Genomic DNA, 19,646 nt, shown 5'->3' with positions numbered 1-19,646 from the left:
GATGTATACTCTATCGCAAAGCTGCTATGATACGTTCACAGGCATGTCCGTCTCCATAAGGATTGTGTGTCTCTGACATCTTCTGATAAAGTGCTTTATCACGCAATAATGTGTTTACATTGCTGACAATCGCATTGTAATCTGTACCAACAAGCTTTACCGTCCCGGCAGCTACAGCTTCCGGACGTTCCGTTGTATCGCGCATCACAAGAACAGGTTTCCCTAATGACGGAGCCTCTTCCTGCACACCGCCACTATCCGTCAGCAACAAAAGACTGTGCTGCATGGCATAAATAAATGGCAGATAATCCAACGGATCAATCAGATAGACATTACTCAAACCCGAAAGCAATTCGTAAACAGGTTTCTGCACATTCGGATTCAAATGCACCGGATAGACAATATCTATATCAGAATGTTCTGCTGCTATCTCTTTAATGGCTTTGCAAATATGCAAAAAGCCTTCGCCAAAGTTTTCACGGCGATGTCCGGTGACAAGAATATATTCACGGTCTGTTAATATATAACCTTTGGCTTTCAGAATCTCATGTAGCTCCTGTTGTTTCTCCTGACTGTCAGATATAATATCCACCGCCATCAACAGGGCATCAATCACGGTATTTCCCGTTACAAAAATACGATTACCATCAATATTCTCACGAAGCAGATTCTCTTCAGACTGATGGGTAGGAGCAAAATAGTAATGACAAAGACGATCTGTTACCTGGCGATTCATCTCTTCGGGCCAGGGGGAAAGCATATCATAGGTGCGTAAACCGGCTTCTACATGCCCTACCTTGATCTGCTGATAAAAAGCAGCCAGACCGGCAGCCATTGAGGTGGTTGTATCACCGTGTACAAGTACCACATCGGGAGCAAACTCTTTAAATACATCACGCAAACCCAGCAATACCCTAGAGGTTATATCATATAAATCCTGCCCGGGGGCCATGATATTCAGATCATACTCAGGCACGATACCAAATACTTCCAATACCTGATCCAGCATCTGGCGATGCTGTGCCGTGACACAAACCTTCGTTTCAAAGTGTTCTGTATCCCGTTGCAAAGCCTTTACCAAAGGAGCCATCTTGATGGCTTCCGGTCGTGTTCCGAATACCAGTAATATCTTCTTCATTACTTTCTAACTCCGCAAAAATCCAGTTCCAGTTTGCCTTCCTCACGCACCATCTCTACAAAAGGGGTATGACGCACCAGCCACACTACGATATCTGCCTTCGCATAAGCCTCTTTATAATCCGTCAAATGGAAACTGGGATGTGAACTTATATTCGGTTCCACAATCAATACATCCGCTCTTGACTCGGAAATAATACGGGAAGCAATATATTTGGCAGGAGACTCCCGCAAATCATCAATATTGGGTTTGAAGGCCAATCCCATACAGGCAACAACCGGCTCCCGGTCATTCTTCTCTACAAACCGCTGGCAAGTTTCCATCACTTTGTTAGCACACCAGTCGGCTTTATAATCATTCGTCTCACGGGCACGCTTGATAAGCTGTGCCTGTTCCGGATAATCAGAGACAATAAACCAGGGATCTACAGCAATACAATGTCCTCCTACACCACATCCCGGTTGAAGGATGTTAACACGCGGATGTTTATTGGCCAACTCTATCAACTCCCATACATTTACTCCTGCCTTATCACAAATCATCGAAAGTTCATTGGCAAAAGCAATTTGAGAATCACGTGACGAATTTTCAGTAAGTTTACACATTTCAGCCGTACGGGCATTGGTACGGTGCAAAGTACCTTTCACAAAAGCAGAATAAAATTCAATCGCTTTCTCCGTAGATTCCGGATTGATACCACCAATCACACGGTCATTATGAACCAGTTCATAAAGTGTATTTCCCGGTAATACACGTTCCGGACAGTAAGCAATGTACAATTTATCTTTCAGCTCCGGTCGTTCTTTATATATAATCTCTGACATCCGCTCGGTTGTAAAAACAGGAGATGTAGATTCAATAACAAATAAATCTCCCGCCTTCAGATAAGGGATTACCGAACGGGTAGCAGATTCTACATACATAATGTCTGCCCTATGGTTCTGTTTGAACGGGGTAGGTACCACTACAAAGAAAGCATCCGCAGTTTCGGGTTTCGACACAGCCCGAAGATTTCCTTTTTGAACAGCTTCCTTTACTATCTTATCCAGATCCGGCTCTACAATATGTATTTTCCCTTGATTGATAGTGTCCACTACCACTGGGTTCACATCTACTCCAATCACCTGATAACCATGAGTTGCAGCAACTGCCGCCGTAGGAAGGCCAATATATCCCAAGCCCAAAAACAGAACCTTTTTCATATGTTAAACCTATTTATATATAGTGCTGCAAAAGTACAAATAATCCATGACTTTGTACGGATTCTCACAGAAAACCGCTATTTTTGCCAAAACATTCTGGCACATGAGAGTACTGATCATAAATACATCCGAACGAATAGGTGGTGCAGCCGTAGCTGCCAGCCGTCTGATGGAAGCACTGAAAAACAATGGAATCAAAGCCAAAATGCTGGTACGTGACAAACAAACCGACCAGATAAGTGTTGTCGGACTCGACCGTAGCTGGCTGACTTTATGGAAATTCGTTTGGGAACGCATTGTCATTTGGAAAGCAAATCATTTTAAGAAAAACAATCTTTTTGCAGTGGACATAGCCAATACAGGCACAGACGTTACCTCCCTCCCGGAATTCCGGCAAGCAGACATTATCCACCTGCACTGGATCAATCAGGGAATGCTATCACTCAAAAACCTCAGCAAAATACTGGAATCGGGAAAACCTATTGTATGGACTATGCATGATATGTGGCCTTCTACCGGTATTTGTCACCATGCACGCGAATGTACCAATTACCAGCATGAGTGCCACCATTGCCCTTTCCTTTATGGCGGAGGTAATAAAAAAGACTTGTCCGCCCGCATATTCAGAAAGAAAAAAGAACTTTATAAAGCTGCTCCTATCACATTTGTAACCTGTAGCCATTGGCTTGAAGAAAAAGCCAAAAGCAGTGCATTGCTCACCGGACACACCGTAACAAGCATTCCAAATCCTATCAATACAAATCTGTTCAGACCCCGTAATAAGCAAGAGGCCCGTGCACATTTCCGATTACCCCAGGAAGGAAAATTGTTACTGTTTGGCTCTGTCAAAATCACAGACAAACGTAAAGGAATCGACTATCTGATAGAATCATGTAAGTTATTGGCAGAGAAACATCCTGAGCTGAAATCCTCACTCGGAGTTGTGGTATTTGGTAACCAGTCACAACAACTGACTAATTTGTTGCCTTTCCCGGTCTACGCACTCGATTACGTCAGCAATGAGCATGAATTAGTGAATATATACAATGCTGTCAATCTGTTTGTAACTCCCTCACTGGAAGAAAACCTCCCTAATACTATCATGGAGGCAATGGCATGCGGAGTACCTTGTGTAGGATTTAATGTCGGAGGTATCCCGGAGATGATAGACCACCTGCATAATGGCTATGTGGCACAATACAAATCGTCTGAGGACTTTGCCAACGGAATTTACTGGGCATTGACAGAATCGGAAAGCCCTATATTGGCGGAACAGGCCTCACGAAAGGCCATAGCTAACTATTCGGAAAGTATCATTGCCAAGAAATACATCGAAGTTTATAACAAAATCACGGGAAAGCATGCATAACCATCCTACCCCTAAATTCTCAATTATCACCGTAACTTACAATGCCGGACAGGTACTGGAAGACACGATACAAAGCGTCATTTCACAAACCTACCGACATGTAGAGTACATTATTGTAGATGGAGCCTCAAAAGATAATACACAGACGATTATAAACAAATACCGCGAAAGGATTCATAAAGTGGTCAGCGAACCGGATAAAGGTTTGTATGATGCTATGAATAAGGGAATATCATTGGCGACAGGTGATTATCTCTGCTTTCTCAATGCCGGCGACAGTTTTCATGAAGATGACACGCTGCAACAAATGGTACACTCGATCAATGGAAACGAACTTCCCGATGTACTGTACGGTGAGACGGCAATTGTAGATAAAAACGGACACTTTTTACGTATGCGCCGCCTTTCGGCTCCTAACGTATTAACCTGGAAAAGCTTCAAACAAGGAATGCTGGTATGTCATCAGGCTTTTTTTGCCAAACATACCCTAATAGAACCATATGATCTGAATTATCGTTTTTCTGCTGATTTTGACTGGTGTATCCGGATTATGAAAAAGGCACGTACCCTACACAATACCCATCTCACCATCATTGATTATCTGGACGAAGGAATAACTACCCGGAATCAGAAAGCATCTCTCAAAGAGCGTTTTCGTATTATGTGCCGGCATTATGGAGTGATGAGCACCGTAGCACATCACGCCTGGTTTATCATACGGGCTATCTCCAAAAAATAAAAAGCTACCCGGAGGAAGGAAGCATTTTCCTTATCAGTTCAGTCAGACTCTGAATAAAAAGCCCGTAATCTGCTTTCTGCCTGTTCTATCATTTTTCTATGAATACAGGGACAGCCTTCGAAAAAAGAAGTTACTATTTCAATCTTCTTGTTTTTGCCAACAGTTTTTTTCCAGTTACCCACTACCTTACCATTATACAGGATCACCGGATAAAATATCCCATACGTATTAAACGCTTTTGGATGATGTTCCTCGGCAAGCACAGCTTTGCGTTCTTTATAACTAATAAGATATTCATCATAAGATGGCAGAAAGTGAAGTATATCAGCAGAGTTAATCTCTCCCTGATAAGATTCGTGCACGAACAATTCATAAGAGTCAAAACGTTCCTTCACCAATTGTGAATCAATCAGCCCCATAGCAGTTCTTGCTTCGGTAACTGGTAAGCCCGACCACCACACAAAATCTGCCAGACTTGCCGGAGAATGACTACGAAAATAGCGCAATGCCAATGTAGCCAAAGCTTCATCTTTTGTCAGCTCTTTTGCGGGAGGAATACGTTCCTCAAGCAAAGCATACGTTGCTTTCTTCCCTTTATCAACACCGCTGCAAACAACGCCTTCCACCTCAGCACGTGCCATAAACCGTGTCATCAATCGATTATCAACAGTCATCCCTTCATTTGCCAGTCCGGCTTCTATCTCTTGCTTAGTCAGACTTTTATTTCCTTCCAGCAGTTTCTCTATTAAGCGGTTACAACGAGAAAAAAGTGCTTCTGAGATATCCACTCCATGTCCCTTCGCGAAGGAGTCATTGGCCGACTTTATACGCTGTGCAGACAGTTTCAGCATCCAGCGTATATCTTCTGCCGCCACCAAATGCCAGGTAGGACGCATTACATGTGTACGTACTATCTCTCCCCGTGCAAGGGCGTCTTCCACAACTCTAAGAGTGGGTGATTTTAAGCGAATACCTACAGCCCACTTAGCCATAGCATAATCCTGTCCTTGAATAGCTCCCATCCATGATACAACCTCTTTGGGAGTATCAAAACACGGATTCAACAATTGCTGACTTATCTGACGAATATTTGCAATCATAGGCCAAGAAGGTGTTTAAGTTCGGCAACGCCTTCCGAAGCTCCTTTCTGAATAATATGTATGGAACGGGAAGTATGAGTATCCACCGGTTTAGGGTCGATCAGATAAACTTCTGCTGTACGTGGCACGTAATTCAGCAATCCGGCAGCCGGATAGACATTCATGGAAGTTCCGATAATAACAAATATATCCGCCTTCTCCACAATATCAATGGCTGTCTCTATTGCCGGCACAGCTTCACCAAACCAAACAATAAAAGGGCGCAGCTGAGAACCGTCTCCGGCACAATCCCCCATACGTACTTCATATTCTTCCGGTTTCAATTCCTTTATATAATGAGGATTATTCGGATCACGGCTGGAACATACTTTTGTCAATTCGCCGTGTAGATGAATCACACGTGTACTCCCCGCCCGTTCGTGCAGATTATCAACATTCTGTGTAATTACGGTCACATTAAAATGTTTCTCCAACTCTGCCAACAATTCATGTCCGCGATTAGGCCTCACATCCAACAGTTGTTTGCGGCGCTCATTATAAAAATGAATCACCAGTTCCGGATCACGTGCATACCCCTCCGGAGTTGCTACCTGCTCCACCGGATACTTATCCCATAACCCACCAGCATCACGAAATGTACTGATCCCACTCTCCGCACTCATCCCCGCACCTGACAAAATGACTAAATTCTTCATACTTCCTTCTTTACATTGATTCAGATATATAGCAAAAGTAAACAGAATATTTGAATAATAAAGCGAATAAAAACAGATAACTTATACAGCGATAAGAAATTTTAAATCCAAAAAGCCCGATCATTCAAATAAAACATGTATTTTTGCCAATTGTTAATTTGCAATTGATTGAGAGTGAAAGATTCAACCTTCTTTCTCCAATCTTCAACAAAAATATATATGGATAAATTTAGTTATGCAATCGGCCTCGGAATCGGCCAGAACTTGTTAGGTATGGGTGCCAGAAGCATCTCGGTAGAAGACTTTGCTCAGGCAATCAAAGATGTGCTGGAAGGTAATCAGACAGCTATCAGCCATCAGGAAGCCCGCGAAATAGTAAATAAATATTTCGAGGAACTGGAGCAGAAGATGAGTGCTGCCAGCATTGAACAAGGAAAAGCATTCCTGGAAGAAAACAAGAAAAAAGCTGGTGTTGTCACTCTTCCGAGCGGACTGCAGTACGAAATAATCACTGAAGGTAAAGGTAAACTGGCCAAAGCTACCGATCAGGTGAAATGTCACTATGAAGGTACGCTTCTTGACGGAACACTATTTGACAGCTCTATCAAGCGCGGACAGCCTGCCGTATTCGGTGTAAACCAGGTGATCCCGGGTTGGGTAGAAGCATTGCAATTGATGCCGGAAGGTTCTAAATGGAAACTATACATTCCGTCAGATCTCGCTTATGGCGCACAAGGTGCCGGAGAGATGATTCCACCGCACAGCACACTGGTATTCGAAGTAGAATTACTTGAAGTTTTAAACAAATAATTTTTTAAAAGCAAAATGAAAAAGATTACAATCCTGGCAGCAATCGCTGCCGTAACTGGCCTTGCATCATGTACAGCCCAGGCTCCTAAAGCAAATCTGAAAACAGAACTCGACTCATTGTCTTATTCAATCGGTATGGCTCAGACTCAAGGTCTGAAAGGCTATTTAGTAGGACGTATGGACGTTGATACAGCTTATATGGCTGAGTTCATTAAAGGTGTAACCGAAGGTGCCAACAAAACCGGAAAGAAAGAAGCTGCTTACATGGCAGGTCTTCAGATTGGCCAGCAGATCAGCAACCAGATGATGAAGGGTATTAACCACGAACTGTTTGGTGAAGATTCAGTAAAAACTATCAGCAAAGAAAACTTCCTTGCAGGTTTCATCGCAGGTACACTGGAAAAAGGCGGCTTGATGACTATGGAGAAAGCTCAGTCATATACTCAGACAGCTATGGAAGCTATCAAAGCAAAAGCAATGGAAGAAAAATACGCTGACAACAAAGCTGCCGGTGAAAAATTCCTTGCTGAAAATAAGACTAAAGAAGGTGTAAAAACAACTCCGAGCGGATTGCAGTACAAAGTAATCACTGAAGGTAAGGGTGAGATTCCTGCTGATACTTGTAAGGTGAAAGTAAACTATAAAGGTACTTTGATTGACGGTACTGAATTCGATAGCTCATACAAACGTAACGAACCGACTACTTTCCGCGCTAACCAAGTTATCAAAGGTTGGACAGAAGCATTGACTATGATGCCTGTTGGTTCTAAATGGGAACTTTACATCCCACAAGACTTAGCTTACGGTTCAAGAGATCAGGGTCAGATCAAACCGTTCTCAACTTTGGTATTCGAAGTTGAATTGCTTAGCATCGAAAAGTAAGCAGATTATCCCTATAAATAAAAAGAGGTGCAAAGAAATTTGCGCCTCTTTTTTGCTATTTCCTATTTTTTATCCATTTTATAGAGAGAAATTAAAATAAATCTCTATATTTGCTTACTATTTGATAACAATTGGAAATTATACTCATTAATTATGGAAAAAATAGACAACCTCGACAGGCAGATTCTAGAGATTATTTCTCAGAACGCCCGCATACCTTTTAAAGATGTAGCAGCAGAATGTGGAGTCTCACGTGCGGCCATCCATCAACGCGTGCAACGACTTATAGATCTGGGAGTTATTGTAGGATCAGGTTATCATGTCAACCCCAAGTCACTTGGGTACAGAACTTGTACATACGTTGGTATCAAGCTTGAAAAAGGTTCTATGTACAAATCAGTGGTAGCCGAGTTACAGAAAATACCGGAAATTGTAGAATGCCACTTCACTACCGGCCCGTACACCATGCTGACTAAACTCTATGCATGCGACAACGAACACCTGATGGATTTGCTGAATAATAAGATGCAGGAAATACCAGGCGTTGTAGCCACTGAGACTCTTATCTCATTGGAACAAAGTATCAAGAAAGAAATTCCCATTCGCGTAGACAAGTAATCCAATGGAGTTCTTGAACGAATATCATCTGGCAGGACTTTTAATAGGCATCTGTACCTTTTTAATTATCGGGCTCTTTCACCCTGTCGTGGTAAAAGCCGAATATTACTGGGGTACTAAATGTTGGTGGATTTTTCTGGTACTGGGAATAGCTGGTGTAATAGCCTCATTAAGTGTAGACAATATTCTTGTCTCTTCTTTGTTAGGCGTTTTTGCTTTTTCTTCGTTCTGGACAATCAAAGAAGTCTTTGAACAAGAAGACCGGGTTAAAAAAGGGTGGTTCCCGAAAAACCCCAAGCGTACTTACAAGTTCTGAAACATTGAAAGAATATTAGTTTTTTGCTCTCAAAAGTTTGCATATTTCGGGAGAAAGTACTAATTTTGTCCCCGCATCCAGGATAAAGGATACACGGGCTTTTAGCTCAGTTGGTTAGAGCAACAGACTCATAATCTGGAGGTCCTTGGTTCAAGCCCAAGATGGCCCACCTAAAAAAGACTATAGATCTATGATTTATAGTCTTTTTTTTATAAGGACAGATACAAAAACTTCTCAGAAACAGACTATTATGAAAAAACTCTTCAAATTCGCAGGTAGCCTGATTATTGGTATGTGTATGGGTGCTGCCGGTGTAATACTGGGAATCACCTGGTTTACCGGAACTACACTGACTGCATTTCTCGAACATCTGAAAATCGAGACACTACTAAGTAGTATGTTCATATCGCTCATAAGTCTTTTTATTGCCGGTTACCTACAAATTATCCTTCATGAAGCAGGACATTTGCTTTCTGGATTAGCCACCGGTTACAAGTTTATCTCTTTCCGTATCGGGAAACTAACATTAATCAAAGAAAAAGGAAGATTCAGGATAAAGTACTTTAAGATACCCGGAACAGCTGGCCAATGCTTGCTTCTCCCACCGGATGTAAGTCCGCAACAACTCCCGTTCATTCTCTACAATCTGGGAGGCGTACTAATGAACCTGTTCTCGGCAATAATAGCAATCTTGCTATTAACCACAATTCCCTATATTTTTACTCCTCTCAAACTATTCCTTCTATTTACTGCCCTTATCGGAATTCTATTCGCACTACTCAACGGAATTCCAATGAAAAGAAGCGGTATTGTCAATGACGGTTATAACCTCAGGCTGATGCAAAAGTCGTTGGAAAGCCGCCAGGCTTTAATACTTCAGCTTAAGGTAAATGCTTTGTTTCAGGAAGGTACCCGGTTGAGGGATATGCCTGCCGAATGGTTTACAGGAGAAAATACAGAGTATAGTAATCCGTTGCTAACCGGTGTTAAGGGATTTTGTATATCCCGGTTTATAGATCAGAAAGAGTTTGCACAGGCTGAAAAACTATCGCAAGAGATACTTGCACACCGGGAAGAGGTTATTCCTATCTTCGTATTGGAAGCCGAGTGTGAACTACTTTTCCTGGAATTGATTGGGCAATGTCGTTCAGAAGTAATAGAGGAATTATACAGTACTTCCTTGCAACAATATATCAGCCGGTTCGGAGAAACGTCAACCGGCAAACAAAGATTACAATGTGCACTCGCACTCTTTTGGGAGAAGGACCGGAAAGCAGCGGAGGAAATATACAAGAAGGTATGCCGAAGACGGAATCATTATCTCATGAAAGCAGAAACAGAAATGGATATTGAACTGATGAAATGGATGCTTCAACGATGAAATATATATTCCTGGTATTCTGTCTGTTATCCACAGCATGTCATACCGGAAGAAAACCGACAGGAGAAAATACAACAGTAATTTCTCCTGCAGAGCCTGTTGATACAGTAAAGGTCCAATCGCCTGTTATAGAGAAGAGCCGTACAGCACTCTATCTTGACTCGCTCGGACTTATAAATATCCAAAGCGCGGACAGCAGTATTGCTGTAAAGTTACTGTATGCAACCCCGGAAAACTTCACAGGAGAATTACTCTACGAAGATTTAAAGGAAGCCTATCTGCATCCGGATGCTTTAAAATCACTGCTTCGCGCCCAACAGTTATTAAAAGAGAAACACCCCGGATACAGCCTGATTGTTTACGATGCTGCCCGCCCTATGTCCGTACAAAAAAAAATGTGGAATGTAGTGAAAGGTACTTCAAAAAGTATCTATGTATCCAATCCTTCCCGCGGCGGGGGACTCCATAATTACGGACTGGCAGTAGACATCAGCATTCTTGATAATAACGGAATTCCTCTTCCTATGGGAACGGAAGTAGACCATTTGGGTGTCGAAGCTCATATCACCCGCGAAACTGAATTAGTAAAAAGCGGAAAAATCAGCGAAGAAGCTGTAAGAAACCGGCAACTACTCCGACTCATTATGAGAGAAGCAGGTTTTCGTGCACTCAACAGTGAGTGGTGGCACTTCAACCTGTGTAGCAGAGAAGTGGCAAAACAAAAATATAAACGAATCGAATAATACAACCTATTATGTTTAAAAGAAAACAAAGCCTGTTGTTGTTATTTCTAACAATGTGGTGTATTGCCTTACCGGCACAAGAAACCACAAAGCAGAGGCACACATTCTCCTTCCATGCCGGATACGGGAATATGCTGAGAGGAACTGCCGGACTAACCAACAGTTCAAAAAGCTACGAGCGTAGCCTTTCGGAAGGGGTTAGCTGGGATGCGCAATATTATTACCGCCCGGCAAATATAGTCGGAGTAGGATTCCTGTATTCAGGATTCTCTTCTCAGGGAAGCCACGAAGAAGGAAGCGATCATCTATACACACACTATTTTGCTCCCCAGGCAGGGATTTATTGCCTTCGGACAAAACGCTTTTTCATTCGTTTGGATGCAGGTATAGGTATATTGTCATATAGGAACTACAGTAAAGTATTTGATAAAAGCAGACGCGTAACTGCAACTTCCTTTGCCACTAATGCAGGGCTCAACGCCACCTTGAAAATAACCCGGCAGTGGAATATAGAAGCCGATATACAATATGTGGCTTCCAGCATTCACACGATATACCCGCGTTATCATAATGAAACGACTACCGTTAAATTCCGCAACGACCCGTTATCGGTAAGCCGGCTTAATCTTTCAGCAGGAGTCTCTTTCAATTTTTAACCTGAAATATATACAATATGATGAAGAAATATATCCTCATTCTTCTTTCCGTTCTTTGCTGTATCGGTTGTGACAGAGAAGATGAAACAGTAGACATTACAGTAATGCCTCCTGCCACTACTATTGGTGCAGAGACATTTGGCTGCCTGATAGACGGCTGGTTATATGTTGGAGGCAGATACCGGGATTACGGTTATTGGTTCGGACCTTCCGTAAATAGCCCGTCAATCAATTTCTTATACAATGAGAAACTGGCGGAAGTAGACGTATCTGTCATGGTAAAGCAAGACAGATACATCCGGTTTACCATAGTATCTCCTCAGGAAGGACAAGAATCGGAGTTTACTAACGCACGCTTTGGAGAAGAGAAATTAAAAGACGGAAAAGTTACCATCACCCGTTTTGATACGGAACGAAATATCATCAGCGGAACATTCAGTGGAGGCCGGATCACTAACGGCCGCTTTGATGTTCATTATAAAGATCAGGAAGAAGATCCCATGTAATTTATGGAACAACTATCACAATCTACTATCGAGTTTATTCGCGCCCATAGTCGGGATGACGTCCGGTTACTGGCATTACAGGCTCCCAGATATCCGGACGTGGATATGCCTGCCGCTATTGTACAAATAGCCGGAAGACAGGCTGCTGCAAATAAAATACCTTCGTGGCAATCTATCGAAGAGCTATGGTATCCCCGTCATCTATCATTGGAACAATGCTCCTCGGAAATAACAGCACAATACAAATCGACGCTGGCAGACGGAGAGACATTAGCCGACCTGACCGGAGGTTTCGGAATAGACTGTGCTTTTATGGCAAGCAGGTTTCGTAAAGTATCCTATGTGGAACGGCAAGAAGAGCTCTGCGAAATCGCAAAGCATAACTTCCCTCTACTCGGGCTGAAACATATTACGGTATATAATGAAGACGGAGTAGTTCATTTACAAAAGATGGAACCGGTAGATTGTATTTTTATTGATCCGGCACGCCGGAATGAACATGGAGGAAAAACAATCGCCATATCAGATTGCGAACCTGATGTAGCAGAGTTGGAAGAGTTATTGTTAAGCAAAGGCAAACAGATAATAATCAAGTTATCGCCCATGCTGGACCTTACCCTTGCACTAAAAAGTATGAAACGTACCAGAGAGGTACATATCATCTCTGTAAACAATGAATGCAAAGAGCTATTGCTGATAATAGGAAACGAACCCTCCCAGTTGATCCCTATCCATTGCATCAACCTCACTTCCAAGGAGAAACAAACTTTCACCTTCACCCGGGAAGAGGAACTTGAAGCCGAATGCCTTTATACCAAAGAACCTGGTAAGTATCTGTATGAGCCTAATGCTTCCATCCTTAAAGCGGGTGCATTTCGCAGTATTGCCTCCCGGTATAAAGTAAAGAAACTGCACCCAAACAGCCATCTCTACACTTCGGATCTGTGGATAGAGAACTTTCCGGGAAGATCTTTCCAGATAACAGGACAATGTTCTTTTAATAAGAAAGAAATAAAAGAAACCATCGGAGAGCTAAAAAAAGCCAATATCACCGTTCGTAATTTCCCGGCTACAGTAGCAGAAATACGGAAACGAACCAAATTATCGGATGGAGGGGAGGTTTATCTTTTTGCAACAACTCTATTCAATGAACAGAAAGTGTTTATAAAATGCAGTAAAGCATAAAATGAATAAGAGATCCGATATAGGACTGACTGATTCCTGATCAACGATGAATTATCGTCAAACAAGATTATATTATTTTACATAGAATGTTTCTCCGAAACTGCATGTCCCACTCGGCTCCGGGGAGGAAGTTCCCCGGCTCCGGGGAAGAGGTCGTTCGGCTCCGGGGAGGAGGGTACTCGGCTCCGGGGAGAAAAAGGGATCAAACAGGCATTGACAATCAATATGTTACGAAAGGGCATTTTATCATTTCGAAATATGCATGAATGACAATATTATCTTACACAGCTTCAACCATTGCCTGATGAAGCCTACATACAGGAAGCTGCCAACTTTCTAAAAGAGAAACGATATGATCTCGGTTTTACCCTTCTTTAGTCTCCTCCGGTTTCAATCCGCTTTTAGGAATAGTCGTCTCATTTCCATCGCGTACTGCCATATAATGCGGAGACATAATCTCAACATCCGCCTCAGCAAATACATCCTGAATACTCTGATACAGATTGGAATAAATCTGTGCTAACTGGTCCGCCTCTGTTATATACGCATTAATCTGATACACCGGATACCAATCCTGCAATTCCGTTTCAAGTACAAACGGTTCGGGATCCGCCGCGACTCCCTGCGTTGCTTGTGCTGCTTTCAGGAGCAACGAATGCACTTTACGCCAGGGTACATCATATCCGATGCTCACTTCTGCATGAATAATCAATCCGTAGGTTCGTGCCGATGCACTATAATTCACTGTATGAGAAGACATGATGAAGGAGTTGGGAATAGTGACCAGCTCATTCTTTGGCGTACGAATACGTGTCACAAGCGGGGTTTTCTCTATGACATTCCCGGTGGTATCATTCAGCTTGATACGATCTCCCAACTTAAACGGACGCATATAGGTAATAACCAGCCCGGCAATAATATTCCCAATCACCGTACTTGACCCCAATGAAACAATCAGTCCGACAAAGACTGAAATTCCCTGAAAGACCCCCGAATCGGAACCCGGCAGATAGGGGTAGATCATCGCAATCATGAAAGCGTATAACAGGAAACGTATAATATGGAAAGTAGGCATCGCCCAATCCGGATAAAAACCATTCAGTTTCAATCTGTCAGACTGTACTTCTGTAGCCAGGTAATGAACCAACCGCACCAAGTATTTCACAGCAAGGCATATTACAAAAATAGTGAACAGGTTCGGAATATAATCTATCACCCCACCAAATATACTTTTCACCGGATTCCAGATATATGAGAATATCTGATAGGCCAGCTTTTCGGTCTGCGGGAAAATGGAAAATAGCAAGGGGACCGTAAGAACTAACTGAAGCAACATGAAGGCATAACGCAATATATTGGCCAGGAATATAAGCAGATTAACCTGTTTCTGAGTATCCAGCAATTCATAATCCTGAATCGAAATAGGCTTTAGCTTTGTGTCCTTCAATCGTTGAATACGTATCTTTAGTTTCTTAAATAACCAGGTAGTAGCCCAAAACAGTAGATACTGCCCGAGCAATACCAACACAAAAAATATAATCCTCTTACCCAACTGCCACAAGCTGTGTTCTTTTTTCATATCCTTCAGCTTGTCTACCACTATGTGTCGTTTATCGGCAGCAAGCTGGTCACGTGTGCGACCTTCCCACAACCCGTCCTGATCAGTAAATGAAGCCAATACTTTATCGCCATACATTAAATCGGTCACAATGTCGCTACTCTCCAAATACAGGGAATCCGGCTTGAGATTGAATCGCTTGCCCAACTCTGTGATAGCAGTGGCATTCATCACCGCCCGTTGTTGGGGGGTATGTCCGCCCCGTTTGGCATATATATAAAAAAGCGTATCCCCTTCCACAACCACGGGAACACCTTGAGTGAACTTACGCAATGAGTCTATACGCAACTTTTGCTGAACCAATTTTACAGAATCAGCAGCATATGCCTGCAATTTCAGTTGTTCCATCTCCATCCGCATATTGGCTTCGTTCAGCCTGGCAGTTTCAAGTTCCCTTTTCATGTCGGCAATGTTCGCCGAATCAGAATCACTCCTTATGACAGAATGAGTTTTCAACGTATCGTCACCAAGAAATTCACGAACTTTCTCGACCAGCTGAGCAGACGCTCCGATAGTAAATACCAAAGAGATGAAAAGACAAAATAAACGATTCTTCCTCATACAAAAAACACTTATTAACCTTGCTATAGACAAATAAACGTGCCAAACATACGGAATGTTTTTGATATTTCAGTGGGAATGAATATATTATTTGCTCAAAAAGATACGTCCGATAATTCTCAACACGGTTCCAGTTTTAATTAATTCCGTTATCTTTGTAGCAAAAATCAGGACCCAAATGGATATATTACTTCTCATCGGAGGACTTCTCCTCATTCTAATAGGCGCTAATGGCCTGACGGACGGAGCCGCATCTGTTGCCAAACGATTTCGTATCCCATCCATTGTCATCGGATTAACAATCGTTGCATTCGGCACTTCAGCCCCGGAACTGACAGTCAGTATATCTTCCGCATTAAAAGGAAGTGCAGATATCGCTATCGGAAATGTAGTGGGAAGCAACATTTTCAATACACTGATGATAGTGGGTTGCACTGCATTGTTTGCTCCTATCGTCATCACTCAGAACACACTAAAGAAAGAGATCCCTCTCTGTATTCTCTCTTCCATCGTATTACTGATATGCGCCAATGATATTCTATTGGACCATGCTGCCCAAAACGTGCTTAGCATCACCGACGGGCTACTGCTTCTGTGTTTCTTCGCTATTTTTTTAGGATATACCTTTGCCATCGCATCCAACGGTAAGAGTGAAGGAGCAGATGAGGAGATACGCCAGTTACCCATATGGCGCTCGGTGCTCTATATCACAGGTGGACTTGCAGGGCTCATTTTCGGTGGACAATGGTTTGTAGAAGGAGCCGGTAATATTGCCCGCAGCTTGGGAGTCAGTGAATCAGTCATCGGACTGACGTTGGTAGCAGGAGGTACTTCGCTACCCGAATTAGCAACTTCGGTGGTTGCCGCATTGAAAAAGAATCCGGAAATAGCTATCGGAAATGCTATCGGCAGCAACCTGTTCAACATTTTCTTTGTACTTGGATGTAGTGCATCCATCACTCCGCTCAGCCTAAGCGGCATTACGAATTTCGATTTGTTGGTATTGGTAGGCTCAGGAGTACTGCTATGGTTATTCGGGCTCTTTTTCGCCAAACGTACTATAACGCGGATAGAAGGAAGCATCCTGATACTTTGCTACATAGCATATACTACAATTCTTATCTATAAGTAATCGTTCTAAATTATATGATATTATTATTGAAACGCAGAAACTCGCAGATTCACGCAAAGAATATCATCGCTCAAGTATAGCGCAGCTATTTAATCTGCGAAAATCTGCGATCATTTGCGTTTCAATAAAACGCTGTCATAGTATGAACTAAATTTGAAATTCCACAGGAGTTTCACAGAGTTTCGTTACCTGGCGAAACGCAGATAATCGCGAATCAGCACAGATGAAAAGACGGACACTCTTTCTCATCTATCTATTTGTCTGCACAAACCTGTATTCATCTGCATTTTAACGATAATCCATCGTCCACCGTACTTCCCTGTACGGAAAACCCTCATATGTGCCTATATGAATACAAATATGGCATAAATGCGTACAGTTGCCTCCATATCGACTTTGTCTCCATTTCTGCTAAAGTTGTTCCCTATACACTATTGTCAAAACTGTGAATATTTACTGAGAAACAACTGCCTATATTTGTGAAGTGATTTTAGAGAACGAATATAGTTTTTTTTTAAAGTAAAAAGAAGGTAGGATTTAGTTCAGGAAAAAAGGAGGGAGCCACAGACTCTCTTCTTTTCTAAAAACCAAATCTCCCTCCAGGTAAATTTCAATAGAATAGCAGACGTATGAAATCATTCTTACCCAAAGCAATCAGTGCACTTTTTCTGGCAATCTCTTTGCTGGCATGCCAAACGTCCATACCCCAGGAAAACAACACTTCCATTGCCCGCTCTGAAATGTTGCTCGACAGTATCTTCAAATACTATCAGGCAGAAGGGAGCAATTTATTTAATGAGAATTATCCTAAAAGTTCCAATGATAAAGTGACTTACCTGGCTTCTACAGATACGGTTACCAAAGACAAAGTAGCCTATTTATGGCCTACCTCCGGGTTGTTTTCAGGAGTAAATGCACTACTCAAAACAACCAGAGACAACAAATATCAGGCACTTCTACAGGAGAAAATCATTCCCGGATTAGAATGTTATTATGACACAACCCGTACTCCTGCCTGTTTTCAATCCTACATCAGTGAGGCCGGGCATTCCGACCGTTTCTATGATGATAATATCTGGTTAGGCATTGACTTCCTCGAAACTTACCGCCTGACAGGAAATAAGAAATACCTGAAACAATCGGAAGAAATATGGAAATTCCTCTTGAGTGGTAATGACGATGTACTAAACGGAGGTATCTATTGGTGTGAGCAAAAAAAGGAATCAAAGAATACCTGTTCCAATGCACCCGCATCCGTACTGGCACTTCAGCTTTTTGAGACCACACGGGACAGTGCCTATTATCAGAAAGGACTGGAGCTATATACCTGGACTAAAGTAAACCTGCAGGATTCGGATTACATTTACTTCGACAACCTCAAAACGGACGGACGCATCGGCACAGAGAAATATGCATATAATACGGGACAAATGCTACAAGCAGCCAGTCTGCTATACAAACTAACCGGCAACCGGCAATTTCTGACAGAAGCACAAAACGTGGCCCGTGCAGGAATAAACTACTTCACAGAACCATTCAAAACACAGGACGGTACAGATATCAGGCTGTTCCGCAACCGGGGAACATGGTTCGTAGCTATCATGATGAGAGGATATATAGAACTCTATCTGCAAGATAACAACCCGGAATATCTGCAAATCTTTGCCGACAATCTGGAACTGGCATGGAAAAGCGCCCGCTATGACAATGGACTCATCAACAGTGACTGGAGCGGAGAAAAGAAAGAAAAGCAACAATGGCTGCTTAATCAGGCGGCAATGGTGGAGATGTACGCAAATCTGGGAAACATGAATCTGAAATAAAACAAATATAGAACATGGAAACACGTAAGAAATTCTTCAAGGCAGGGATGTTCACACTGATAGTTGCCTGTCTGCCTTCACTGCTGATGGCACAAAAAGAGTTTAGGAAATGGCCCAAGGGTTGTTCGCCCCAAGAAGTAGGTGAGTTAGTGAGCCAGCGGTTTGTAGCCGTCCCACATCCCAACTTCAACGGTAACCCGGCACCTCCTAATGAAATCACCTATCCGGAAACATGTGCATGGTTTGGTGCCCTACGTTATACGCATATCACCAAAAACAAGAAACTCCTCCGCCAACTGGAAGAACGTTTCCTGCCGATCTTTGGTCCGGAACGCAGACTACAACCCCTACCGGATCATGTAGATCATACCGTATTTGGTACTATCCCGCTCCAGCTATATGCACAAACCGGTAAGGAGATTTACTATCACATGGGAATGTGGTATGCAGACGAACAATGGAAAATGCCGCGTAACACCAAACACCGTGAAGCGTACCAGGCTTTGCTGGATCAGGGGTTGTCCTGGCAAACCCGCTACTGGATTGACGATATGTTTATGATTTCGGCCATTCAGTCGCAAGCTTATTTCGTTACCAAAGACCGTAAATACATAGACCGTGCTGCTGCCGAAATGGTTAAGTACCTCGACAAGATACAACGTCCGAATGGTTTATTCTACCACGCTGAAGATGTCCCCTTCTTCTGGGGACGTGGCAATGGCTGGATGGCTGCCGGAATGACAGAACTTCTGGGCATGCTTCCGGAAGACAATCCGAACCGGGAAAGGATACTGGAATCCTACCGGATGATGATGAACAGCCTGCGCGATTATCAGAAGGAGGATGGCTTATGGGGGCAATTGGTAGACGACAAAACTACCTGGACGGAAACCTCCGGTTCGGCCATGTTCGTATATGCCATGGTAAAAGGCGTAAAGAAGGGCTGGCTGGACGAAGCAACCTATGCCCCACTGGTACGCAAAGCATGGATTGCTCTGATTGGGCACATTGATGAAAACGGAGACATCGACGGCGTATGCGAAGGTACTAACAAAACCAACGACCGCGAGTTCTACCTGAACCGGAAAACCCTACCGGGCAATATGCACGGACAAGCACCTGTACTGTGGTGCGTAAATGCCTTTCTTGAAAAATAAAACAAAAACTCAATA

At 42.8% G+C, this 19,646-nt stretch carries 19 protein-coding genes and 1 tRNA gene; 15 read left to right on the top strand and 5 right to left on the bottom strand.

From position 1 onward, the window contains the following. Window positions 1–10 precede the first annotated feature (10 nt). A complete protein-coding gene (gene wecB / locus HCG69_RS16695; RefSeq protein ID WP_221650981.1) occupies window positions 11–1,138 on the bottom strand; it encodes a non-hydrolyzing UDP-N-acetylglucosamine 2-epimerase in 1,128 nt (375 codons plus the stop codon). After that, on the bottom strand, window positions 1,138–2,340 hold the full coding sequence (wecC, locus tag HCG69_RS16690; protein ID WP_221650980.1) for a UDP-N-acetyl-D-mannosamine dehydrogenase: 1,203 nt from the start codon (window positions 2,338–2,340) through the stop codon (window positions 1,138–1,140). Before wecC ends, wecB begins: the two co-directional genes overlap by 1 nt. Before the next feature lie 103 nt (window positions 2,341–2,443). On the opposite strand from wecC, the gene HCG69_RS16685 reads away from it, so the two are divergent. Further along, window positions 2,444–3,709, top strand: coding sequence for a glycosyltransferase family 4 protein (locus tag HCG69_RS16685; RefSeq protein ID WP_221650979.1), 1,266 nt, complete (start codon window positions 2,444–2,446; stop codon window positions 3,707–3,709). Then, on the top strand, window positions 3,702–4,448 hold the full coding sequence (locus tag HCG69_RS16680; protein WP_221650978.1) for a glycosyltransferase family 2 protein: 747 nt from the start codon (window positions 3,702–3,704) through the stop codon (window positions 4,446–4,448). Before HCG69_RS16685 ends, HCG69_RS16680 begins: the two co-directional genes overlap by 8 nt. A gap of 38 nt (window positions 4,449–4,486) precedes the next feature. Here HCG69_RS16680 and HCG69_RS16675 read toward each other — a convergent pair whose 3' ends face one another. Together HCG69_RS16675 and HCG69_RS16670 are read right to left on the bottom strand one after the other, a co-directional pair. Next, window positions 4,487–5,548, bottom strand: coding sequence for a winged helix DNA-binding domain-containing protein (locus tag HCG69_RS16675; protein WP_221650977.1), 1,062 nt, complete (start codon window positions 5,546–5,548; stop codon window positions 4,487–4,489). Beyond that, window positions 5,545–6,243: an NAD-dependent deacylase gene (locus HCG69_RS16670; protein WP_221650976.1), complete on the bottom strand. Its 699-nt coding sequence runs from the start codon at window positions 6,241–6,243 to the stop codon at window positions 5,545–5,547. Before HCG69_RS16670 ends, HCG69_RS16675 begins: the two co-directional genes overlap by 4 nt. Window positions 6,244–6,462: 219 nt before the next feature. Between HCG69_RS16670 and HCG69_RS16665 the strand changes: the two genes are divergently transcribed. The 10 genes from HCG69_RS16665 to HCG69_RS16620 all read left to right on the top strand — a co-directional run bounded on the left by HCG69_RS16665 (window position 6,463) and on the right by HCG69_RS16620 (window position 13,340). Beyond that, window positions 6,463–7,053, top strand: coding sequence for an FKBP-type peptidyl-prolyl cis-trans isomerase (locus HCG69_RS16665; protein ID WP_221650975.1), 591 nt, complete (start codon window positions 6,463–6,465; stop codon window positions 7,051–7,053). A 15-nt stretch (window positions 7,054–7,068) separates the two neighbouring features. Further along, window positions 7,069–7,935 carry an FKBP-type peptidyl-prolyl cis-trans isomerase gene (locus HCG69_RS16660; RefSeq protein WP_002558347.1) on the top strand — a complete coding sequence of 289 codons (867 nt, stop codon included), beginning with the start codon at window positions 7,069–7,071 and terminating at the stop codon, window positions 7,933–7,935. Window positions 7,936–8,088: 153 nt separating this feature from the next. Continuing rightward, window positions 8,089–8,553 (top strand): Lrp/AsnC family transcriptional regulator, encoded by a 465-nt coding sequence (locus tag HCG69_RS16655; protein WP_221650974.1) that lies wholly within the window; start codon window positions 8,089–8,091, stop codon window positions 8,551–8,553. 4 nt (window positions 8,554–8,557) lie between these two features. Continuing rightward, window positions 8,558–8,869 (top strand): DUF4491 family protein, encoded by a 312-nt coding sequence (locus HCG69_RS16650; protein ID WP_221650973.1) that lies wholly within the window; start codon window positions 8,558–8,560, stop codon window positions 8,867–8,869. A gap of 95 nt (window positions 8,870–8,964) precedes the next feature. Then, window positions 8,965–9,038: transfer RNA gene (locus HCG69_RS16645), tRNA-Ile, on the top strand. 81 nt (window positions 9,039–9,119) lie between these two features. After that, window positions 9,120–10,250, top strand: coding sequence for a M50 family metallopeptidase (locus HCG69_RS16640; RefSeq protein WP_255586189.1), 1,131 nt, complete (start codon window positions 9,120–9,122; stop codon window positions 10,248–10,250). Further along, window positions 10,247–10,993 carry a M15 family metallopeptidase gene (locus tag HCG69_RS16635; protein ID WP_221650971.1) on the top strand — a complete coding sequence of 249 codons (747 nt, stop codon included), beginning with the start codon at window positions 10,247–10,249 and terminating at the stop codon, window positions 10,991–10,993. The genes HCG69_RS16640 and HCG69_RS16635 overlap by 4 nt, the downstream gene beginning before the upstream one ends. An 11-nt stretch (window positions 10,994–11,004) precedes the next feature. Beyond that, a complete protein-coding gene (locus HCG69_RS16630) occupies window positions 11,005–11,649 on the top strand; it encodes an outer membrane beta-barrel protein (protein WP_221650970.1) in 645 nt (214 codons plus the stop codon). Between the two features lie 17 nt (window positions 11,650–11,666). Continuing rightward, window positions 11,667–12,155, top strand: coding sequence for a hypothetical protein (locus HCG69_RS16625; RefSeq protein WP_221650969.1), 489 nt, complete (start codon window positions 11,667–11,669; stop codon window positions 12,153–12,155). Between the two features lie 3 nt (window positions 12,156–12,158). Next, on the top strand, window positions 12,159–13,340 hold the full coding sequence (locus tag HCG69_RS16620; protein ID WP_221650968.1) for an SAM-dependent methyltransferase: 1,182 nt from the start codon (window positions 12,159–12,161) through the stop codon (window positions 13,338–13,340). A 364-nt stretch (window positions 13,341–13,704) separates the two neighbouring features. Here the strand turns inward: HCG69_RS16620 and HCG69_RS16615 are convergent, their stop codons facing one another. Then, window positions 13,705–15,519 carry a mechanosensitive ion channel family protein gene (locus HCG69_RS16615; RefSeq protein ID WP_002558355.1) on the bottom strand — a complete coding sequence of 605 codons (1,815 nt, stop codon included), beginning with the start codon at window positions 15,517–15,519 and terminating at the stop codon, window positions 13,705–13,707. A 178-nt stretch (window positions 15,520–15,697) separates the two neighbouring features. On the opposite strand from HCG69_RS16615, the gene HCG69_RS16610 reads away from it, so the two are divergent. The 3 genes from HCG69_RS16610 (at window position 15,698) to HCG69_RS16600 (ending at window position 19,631) form a co-directional block, all read left to right on the top strand. Continuing rightward, complete coding sequence (locus HCG69_RS16610; RefSeq protein WP_221650967.1) at window positions 15,698–16,651, top strand: calcium/sodium antiporter; 954 nt, start codon at window positions 15,698–15,700, stop codon at window positions 16,649–16,651. 629 nt (window positions 16,652–17,280) lie between these two features. Then, window positions 17,281–18,474: a glycoside hydrolase family 76 protein gene (locus tag HCG69_RS16605; protein ID WP_221650966.1), complete on the top strand. Its 1,194-nt coding sequence runs from the start codon at window positions 17,281–17,283 to the stop codon at window positions 18,472–18,474. 14 nt (window positions 18,475–18,488) lie between these two features. Further along, window positions 18,489–19,631, top strand: coding sequence for a glycoside hydrolase family 105 protein (locus tag HCG69_RS16600; RefSeq protein WP_221650965.1), 1,143 nt, complete (start codon window positions 18,489–18,491; stop codon window positions 19,629–19,631). Window positions 19,632–19,646: the final 15 nt, after the last annotated feature.

The sequence above is a fragment of the Bacteroides sp. K03 genome (assembly GCF_019734355.1).
Lineage (GTDB): Bacteria > Bacteroidota > Bacteroidia > Bacteroidales > Bacteroidaceae > Bacteroides > Bacteroides nordii.
The sequence above is the reverse complement of the archived record's forward strand: the minus strand, read 5'-3'. Positions and strand labels throughout refer to the sequence as shown.

Coding starts and splice junctions, on each gene's coding strand:
- wecB (WP_221650981.1), bottom strand. CDS start 1,138: ATGAAGAAGATATTACTGGTATTCGGAACACGACCGGAAGCCATCAAG.
- wecC (WP_221650980.1), bottom strand. CDS start 2,340: ATGAAAAAGGTTCTGTTTTTGGGCTTGGGATATATTGGCCTTCCTACG.
- HCG69_RS16685 (WP_221650979.1), top strand. CDS start 2,444: ATGAGAGTACTGATCATAAATACATCCGAACGAATAGGTGGTGCAGCC.
- HCG69_RS16680 (WP_221650978.1), top strand. CDS start 3,702: ATGCATAACCATCCTACCCCTAAATTCTCAATTATCACCGTAACTTAC.
- HCG69_RS16675 (WP_221650977.1), bottom strand. CDS start 5,548: ATGATTGCAAATATTCGTCAGATAAGTCAGCAATTGTTGAATCCGTGT.
- HCG69_RS16670 (WP_221650976.1), bottom strand. CDS start 6,243: ATGAAGAATTTAGTCATTTTGTCAGGTGCGGGGATGAGTGCGGAGAGT.
- HCG69_RS16665 (WP_221650975.1), top strand. CDS start 6,463: ATGGATAAATTTAGTTATGCAATCGGCCTCGGAATCGGCCAGAACTTG.
- HCG69_RS16660 (WP_002558347.1), top strand. CDS start 7,069: ATGAAAAAGATTACAATCCTGGCAGCAATCGCTGCCGTAACTGGCCTT.
- HCG69_RS16655 (WP_221650974.1), top strand. CDS start 8,089: ATGGAAAAAATAGACAACCTCGACAGGCAGATTCTAGAGATTATTTCT.
- HCG69_RS16650 (WP_221650973.1), top strand. CDS start 8,558: ATGGAGTTCTTGAACGAATATCATCTGGCAGGACTTTTAATAGGCATC.
- HCG69_RS16640 (WP_255586189.1), top strand. CDS start 9,120: ATGAAAAAACTCTTCAAATTCGCAGGTAGCCTGATTATTGGTATGTGT.
- HCG69_RS16635 (WP_221650971.1), top strand. CDS start 10,247: ATGAAATATATATTCCTGGTATTCTGTCTGTTATCCACAGCATGTCAT.
- HCG69_RS16630 (WP_221650970.1), top strand. CDS start 11,005: ATGTTTAAAAGAAAACAAAGCCTGTTGTTGTTATTTCTAACAATGTGG.
- HCG69_RS16625 (WP_221650969.1), top strand. CDS start 11,667: ATGATGAAGAAATATATCCTCATTCTTCTTTCCGTTCTTTGCTGTATC.
- HCG69_RS16620 (WP_221650968.1), top strand. CDS start 12,159: ATGGAACAACTATCACAATCTACTATCGAGTTTATTCGCGCCCATAGT.
- HCG69_RS16615 (WP_002558355.1), bottom strand. CDS start 15,519: ATGAGGAAGAATCGTTTATTTTGTCTTTTCATCTCTTTGGTATTTACT.
- HCG69_RS16610 (WP_221650967.1), top strand. CDS start 15,698: ATGGATATATTACTTCTCATCGGAGGACTTCTCCTCATTCTAATAGGC.
- HCG69_RS16605 (WP_221650966.1), top strand. CDS start 17,281: ATGAAATCATTCTTACCCAAAGCAATCAGTGCACTTTTTCTGGCAATC.
- HCG69_RS16600 (WP_221650965.1), top strand. CDS start 18,489: ATGGAAACACGTAAGAAATTCTTCAAGGCAGGGATGTTCACACTGATA.